7 protein-coding genes and 1 riboswitch are annotated in these 6257 nt (G+C 54.8%); of the genes, 5 read left to right on the top strand and 2 right to left on the bottom strand.

Annotated elements, in window-relative coordinates; genetic code table 11:
• The 4 genes from ACSVHP_RS22745 to ACSVHP_RS22730 form a co-directional block, all read left to right on the top strand.
• Positions 1-881, top strand: an 881-nt coding sequence (locus ACSVHP_RS22745) for a YadA C-terminal domain-containing protein (RefSeq protein ID WP_447552982.1), incomplete at its 5' end; no start/stop codon positions are given.
• Positions 882-979: 98 nt separating this feature from the next.
• Positions 980-1825, top strand: coding sequence for a hypothetical protein (locus ACSVHP_RS22740; RefSeq protein ID WP_447552981.1), 846 nt, complete (start codon positions 980-982; stop codon positions 1823-1825).
• Between the two features lie 173 nt (positions 1826-1998).
• Entirely contained in the window at positions 1999-2616 is a 618-nt protein-coding gene (wrbA, locus tag ACSVHP_RS22735) for an NAD(P)H:quinone oxidoreductase (RefSeq protein WP_234673917.1), read from the top strand.
• Positions 2617-2634: 18 nt separating this feature from the next.
• On the top strand, positions 2635-2862 hold the full coding sequence (locus ACSVHP_RS22730; RefSeq protein WP_234673918.1) for a YccJ family protein: 228 nt from the start codon (positions 2635-2637) through the stop codon (positions 2860-2862).
• A gap of 32 nt (positions 2863-2894) precedes the next feature.
• Here ACSVHP_RS22730 and agp read toward each other — a convergent pair whose 3' ends face one another.
• A complete protein-coding gene (gene agp / locus ACSVHP_RS22725; RefSeq protein ID WP_447552980.1) occupies positions 2895-4136 on the bottom strand; it encodes a bifunctional glucose-1-phosphatase/inositol phosphatase in 1242 nt (413 codons plus the stop codon).
• 85 nt (positions 4137-4221) lie between these two features.
• Positions 4222-4734: a DedA family protein gene (locus ACSVHP_RS22720; RefSeq protein WP_447552979.1), complete on the bottom strand. Its 513-nt coding sequence runs from the start codon at positions 4732-4734 to the stop codon at positions 4222-4224.
• Positions 4735-4911: 177 nt separating this feature from the next.
• A riboswitch (M-box (ykoK) riboswitch) is annotated at positions 4912-5082 on the top strand.
• A 60-nt stretch (positions 5083-5142) separates the two neighbouring features.
• On the opposite strand from ACSVHP_RS22720, the gene ACSVHP_RS22715 reads away from it, so the two are divergent.
• Complete coding sequence (locus ACSVHP_RS22715) at positions 5143-6144, top strand: magnesium transporter (protein WP_447552978.1); 1002 nt, start codon at positions 5143-5145, stop codon at positions 6142-6144.
• The last annotated feature ends 113 nt before the right edge of the window (positions 6145-6257 follow it).

Here is a 6257-nt window from a genome sequence, read left to right as displayed (position 1 = left end):
AGCTCCTGACCGACGCCAACATCGCCCGCACTGCTAACCAGCGCGTGGATTACAACGCACAGGTGGTTGAAACCCATGATGTTGAAGCGGCCAGGGTAAAAGGTAAGCTCCTGACCAATGCCAATATCGCCCGTACTGCCGATCAACACACAACCCAGTCAGCGCTGACCCACGCAACGGCCACCGCAACACCGGACATTGACCGTACCCAGCACCTGGACAGCAATGCCACAGGGCAGGATCGTCAGACCGCAAAACTGAATGCGGTGATGGAACAAAGTCAGGTTAACGCTGACGCAGTAAAAGGCCTGCAACTGGTTCAGGCTAATCAGCGGCGCACGGCAAGCCAGCACGTTACCGAAGAACCTCACAACGGCATCGACGGTAAAACGGGCGCTCAGGGTGAAAAAGGCGACGCTGGCGTGACGACCACTATCACTAAAGTGCAGACCGACACCGCCACGCAAACACAGGTTGCGCAGAACCAGACAACGCTTCGCCACGTTCAGGAAGAGCAAACAGCGCAGGGTGAATACGTCCAGCATATGAACCAGACCGTGTCTCATACCGCGACGCTGGCGGCAAGCAACTCTCAGCGCCTCAACGCGGTGGAATCTCATCAGAAGTCTCTTGAGCAGCAGCAGTCAAACGATCGTGAAGAGTATCGCGCCGGTATCGCAGGGGCAGTTGCTATCTCCGGCCTGCACTACACCGAAACGGACAACTCTGTTGCTATTGGCGCGGGTGACTTCAAAAATGAGCAGGGCTATGCCCTGGGCTATCGCCACAAATTCTCGGATAACGTTGCCACAACGGTTGCCGCCTCTGAGACCAGCAACGGGGACGCCATGTTCTCTGCCTCTGCGGCCATCGGCTGGTAAGCCCGCATCGTAATCGCCCTAAGGCCGCTCCCCGGAGTGGCCTTTTTTGTGCCTCAAGCGTAGAGTTCATGTCATTCACCGATTAAGAGGATTGACATATGGCTGCCGCTATCAAAAAAGGGTCAGCATGGCGTGAACTGTATTGCCTGACGACGCCCGCTCCGGAAAGGCCACCCGTTGATGCTGCCCTTAAACTTGCTGCTGACGCAGAACCCGGGAGCGTGCATAAAATCGGCACAGACGCGGCGAAAATGCTCGCCACCTACCTGGACTTTGCGCTGGACGGCGAATTACCGAAGCTGGCAAACCTGCGCTTCGCCGTTCCCCACACCTCCCGGTTCTACGAAGTGGATGCCAAAGGCCACGTCACCCGAACAACCGAAAAACCATCCTGGGTGAAATCCGACACCGATCTGCATATCGAAGACGTGTTATCCCGCAACAAAAACATGTCTCTTGAAGAGTACGTGCGCGATACGCTGGCGAAACCGATAAAAGAACGTAAGAAGATCCTCTCGGATGACTTCTTGCTTTCCATGGACGACGCCGCGCCGGATATCCCTGCCCCGGCACCTTCCGGCAAAGCGGGCAGCGCGTTCACCGTTGAAAATCTCAGTCTGGAAGATTTCACCTGGCTGTTGGAATATCTGAACAAAGCGGTTGCGGAGAAAAAAACGCCAGATCTGCCCTTCTTTGAATCCGTCACCACGGGCAAGCTTACGCGTGAGCAGAAGTTTGGCATCAGAACCTACTACAAAGCCGTGGTGGGCCGCACGCTCACGGCAAGGCCGGGCTTCGTGGGTGATGACAACTATTTCAGGCAGATAGAGGAAGGTCTTTCGGCCGTAAAGAACATTGGCGTGAAAAAATTCCATGAGGCCGTGTCCAAAGCCATTGCTAACGCGCCGGACGTTGCCATCAAGGCCTTTGAAGTCACGCTGTAGGGTTCATTGCCCCCGCCGTGCCGTGCGATTTTGTTTACGTATCAGGCAGTAATACGTTCGGTCTGATGACAGTATCTTTAGCATGTTGAGCCTTTATTGACCTATCAAGATACGAAGCGAGAACTATCTTTTGCTACACTCAAAGTAATTTCAATCGCTAAAAGGAGTATTACATGTCAGATACAGAACGTGGTACGGCGAGAATTTTAGTGCTCTATTATTCCATGTATGGACACATTGAAACCATGGCGCACGCCGTTGCCGAAGGTGCAAACCGGGTCGATGGCGTAGAGGTTGTGGTGAAACGCGTACCTGAAACCATGAACGCCGAAGCCTTCATGAAGGCCGGGGGCAAAACGCAAAATGCCCCGCAGGCGACCCCGCAGGAGCTGGCCGAGTACGACGCGATTATTTTCGGCACACCAACCCGTTTCGGCAATATGTCTGGCCAGATGCGCACCTTCCTCGATCAGACCGGGGGACTGTGGGCGTCCGGCGCGTTATACGGCAAGCTCGCCAGCGTGTTTAGCTCTACCGGCACCGGCGGCGGTCAGGAGCAAACCATCACCTCAACCTGGACAACCCTTGCGCATCATGGGATGGTGATTGTGCCAATCGGCTATGCCGCACAGGAATTGTTTGACGTGTCTCAGGTTCGTGGCGGCACGCCGTACGGCGCCACCACCATTGCCGGAGGCGACGGTTCGCGTCAGCCAAGCAATGAAGAACTCTCAATCGCCCGCTATCAGGGTGAATATGTCGCGGGTCTTGCCAAAAAACTGAAAGGCTAACCCAACAGGAGGACAACCATGCCAACTCAAGAATCTAAAGCTCATCATGTAGGCGAATGGGCAAGCTTACGCAACACCTCTCCGGAAATCGCCGAAGCCATTTTTGAAGTCGCGAACTATGACGAAAAGCTGGCGGAGCAGATTTGGGAAGAAGGCAGTGATGAGGTACTGGTACGCGCCTTCGAAAAAACCGACAAAGACTCCCTCTTCTGGGGTGAGCAAACCATCGAACGCAAAAACGTCTAAACGTTTCCCCCCGCCTGGGCGGGGGGTTATTTCTATTTCGCCGCGCTGTTCAGCACCGTATTAAATTTCTCCACCGGACAGAATCCGTTTGCATCAACAGGGCATCCGCTTAGCTCCAGCGTCACACGCTGCGCCGGGGACGTCAGCGACAGCACATCCGCATTTCGCAGCTGTTCAGTGCTCTGATAGACATACTCAATCTTCATCAGCTCACGATTGCCGGTTTTGTCATGCCAGCGCTGGAAGACAATTTTGCCGCCAATCGGGGTGCGTTCGTACTGATCGTGCAGCTGATAGGGTTTGAAATCGAGCGCCGTCAGCAGCGAGGCAATGTTAGAGTCGTGTCCCACCAGCAGGGTGATCTTCGCGGCTTTCGCCTGCTCCGTCACCAGGGTGTTATCGATGTACTTCACCAGCGGTTTCGCCACGTTGCGCGCCACCTCCCCGGAAGTGAACAGCGAATCCTGATAGCCGTTTTTCAGCTTCGACAGCACCCGCCACTGCTGATCGGTTTTGATCTCGCCCCACGCCACCTGGTCGGTCGGGAAGCCCTCGTAATATTGCAGGGTAAAGGCATCCACCAGCGAGTTACCTACCTTAAGCGGCCCGGACACGCCCGGCTCTTTTTCATAATCCGCGCTAAAGGTGTCTTTCGCCTCGGTCAGAGAGCAGACCTTCTTCTCTTTGCAGGACGGCGAGTCGGTATAGTGCGTCATTTGCTCCAGCAATTTGTAGCTTTCATCCAGCTGCATCTTCTGGCGCTCTGCCGTCATCGCGCTCAGCGCCTTGTCTTTAAACTCAGGGCTGTTATCGGTGATAACCGGGTTAAAGGTCGGGTCCATCGTGCCCATTTTTTCCTGGTGATGTACCGGAACGTCGCAGCCCGGGAAGGCCCCGGTGATAAAGAACTGCGCGGTCGCAACGGTGCGTTGCAGGCTGTTGGCGTACGCGTAAACTGCGTCAGCTGGCGGGCATTCGCCGGTGGTCACCATCCCCTGCTCTGCCAGCCACTCCCGCATGTAGTGTCCCATGTACACCTCAAGCACGCCGCCTTTGGTGGTGAGCTGCCCGCCCGGCACGTCCCATTCCGGCCATTTGTTTGGCGTGGACTGTTCCAGCACGCTGCCGTTATTGGCGAGCGGCGCGCGCAGGTTGTGGCGGCTCATGATCAAAACCTGTTCTAACTGATAGCCTTCCGGTGCGTCCTGCGCCTGGGCGCCAAAGGTCATTGACAGGGTGCCTGCCACTGCAACCGCGAGTAGTGCTTTTCTCATCCCTAATTCCTCACTTATTGTTAACGTTGCGTTAAGTGTGACAGATTAATGACAATTTTCCGGGAAGCATTTCTCAAACTGATGATTACATGAGTGGCCAGGCGCGAATTCCGCTGACGGCACCAACGTATACCGCCGCCCAGGCTGCGGCAGAAAGTAGGCTAACGAGATAGACCTTTTTGCCGTTTATCCGCAGCATTCCTGCGGCGAGCGGCACGATATAGCGCAGCACGGCGATAAAGCGCGAGGTGAACAGAACGGCAATGCTGTTGGTCTGTAATCGATGCTGCACCTGTAAAAAACGGCCCGCGTGTTTCGCGCTGATGCGGGTCACGAACGGGGTGTGCCCCATCAGCTGCCCGATATGATAGTTCAGCACCGATCCCAGCGTTGCGCCCAAGACCACCGCCAGCCAGGTCAGCCCCGGATGAAGGCTCGACTGGCTCACGGTAATGCCCGCCAGCAGCATGACCGACGCGGGCGGCAGGAAAGACGAGAGCAGCACCGTCGATTTGCTTAGCGCCATCGCAAACAGCAATGCGAACAGCTGCGCCGGATGCAGCGCAAAATGTTCCAGCATGTTGTCAAACCACGCCATACCTCACTCCGAAATGCCTATGGAAATATTAACGCTCCTAATAAAACATCTTTATCCGCGAATTAATTAAATCGCAGCTCAACAAAAGAGATAAATAATCTTATCTAAACCTTTTCTAAACATTGTTTAATTTTCGATGCACTATTTTAATAGCCGTGTATTATCCCCCACGTTTTACAACGATCTCGTTATGGCGAGGCTCCTGTACAAATACACGTTATCGCTCTGGTGGGTTCGAGAGAACCGGCACAGGGTAAAACAGGCACTGTCGAATCAAGGCTTTGTCAGTATAACTTCCTTTTTAAGGATACGGTGTACAGTGCTGAACCCAGGACGTGGGGATCTCCTCTTCGACATGCCCTGTCTTGCTCGCCCCTGAGAGATTTTATTATTCAAAGGGAATTCACTATGTCTCACGCTATTCACAACGTTAATCCGGCATTCAACGACAGCGCTATCGCACAATATATGAATACCGATTTTATTGTCCTCGATATTACATTATGCGTGGCGCTGGCACGCGAACAGTTTTTCCAGAAATTAAAAGATGACGATATTCCGTCGCATATTTTTATTGAAGATAATGGCCGTCTGGCGGGTCTGATTGCGGTTCGCAAATTATTGCAGGCAACGGATACGCTACAGCCGGTTAAGGCGCTGATGGTGTCGCAGTTTTTACAGGTTAAACCGGAGGATGAACGCGCGGACGTCGCCCAGCTGCTGGCGCACGGGGGGGCAGACGTTGTTCCGGTTGTCACCCACGGCAAGGTGGTGGGCTGTCTGACCGAGCGCGAAATTGCGCACCTGCTGGAAGATGACGTGACGGAAGATGCCCAGCTTCAGGGTGCGACGCTGCCGCTGGAGAAGCCGTATCTGGAAACCAGCCCCATAAGCCTGTGGAAAAAGCGCTCCGTCTGGCTGCTTCTGCTGTTTGTCGCCGAAGCCTATACCAGCTCGGTTATCCAGCACTTCGAAGAGGCGCTGGAGTCCGCCATCGCGCTGGCGTTCTTTATTCCCCTGCTGATTGGTACGGGCGGGAACAGCGGGACGCAGATCACCTCGACGCTGGTGCGCGCGATGGCGCTTGGCGAAGTGCATCTGCGCGACGTCGGGCGCGTGCTGCGCAAAGAGATGACCACCTCGCTGATGATTGCCGTCACGCTGGGGCTGGCGGGCTGTTTCCGCGCCTGGATGATGGGGATTGGGCTTGAGATCACGCTTATCGTCAGCCTGACGCTGGTCTGCATTACGCTGTGGAGCGCGATTGTGTCGTCGGTAATCCCGATGGTGCTCAAGCGCTGCGGGATCGATCCTGCCGTGGTCTCTGCGCCGTTTATCGCAACGCTTATCGACGGCACCGGACTGATTATTTACTTCAAGATTGCGCAGTACACGCTGGGGATCCAGTAAGGTCGCGCGGGAGCCAGAAAAGCAAAAACCCTGTGATATTGCTATCACAGGGTTTTCTAATTTGGCGGAAGCGTAGAGATTCGAACTCTAGAACCCTTTCGGGTCGCCGGTTT

This window comes from Enterobacter sp. 186315 (assembly GCF_053290175.1).
This window is presented reverse-complemented; position numbering and strand designations above follow the sequence as displayed.

Coding starts and splice junctions, on each gene's coding strand:
- ACSVHP_RS22740 (WP_447552981.1), top strand. CDS start 980: ATGGCTGCCGCTATCAAAAAAGGGTCAGCATGGCGTGAACTGTATTGC.
- wrbA (WP_234673917.1), top strand. CDS start 1,999: ATGTCAGATACAGAACGTGGTACGGCGAGAATTTTAGTGCTCTATTAT.
- ACSVHP_RS22730 (WP_234673918.1), top strand. CDS start 2,635: ATGCCAACTCAAGAATCTAAAGCTCATCATGTAGGCGAATGGGCAAGC.
- agp (WP_447552980.1), bottom strand. CDS start 4,136: ATGAGAAAAGCACTACTCGCGGTTGCAGTGGCAGGCACCCTGTCAATG.
- ACSVHP_RS22720 (WP_447552979.1), bottom strand. CDS start 4,734: ATGGCGTGGTTTGACAACATGCTGGAACATTTTGCGCTGCATCCGGCG.
- ACSVHP_RS22715 (WP_447552978.1), top strand. CDS start 5,143: ATGTCTCACGCTATTCACAACGTTAATCCGGCATTCAACGACAGCGCT.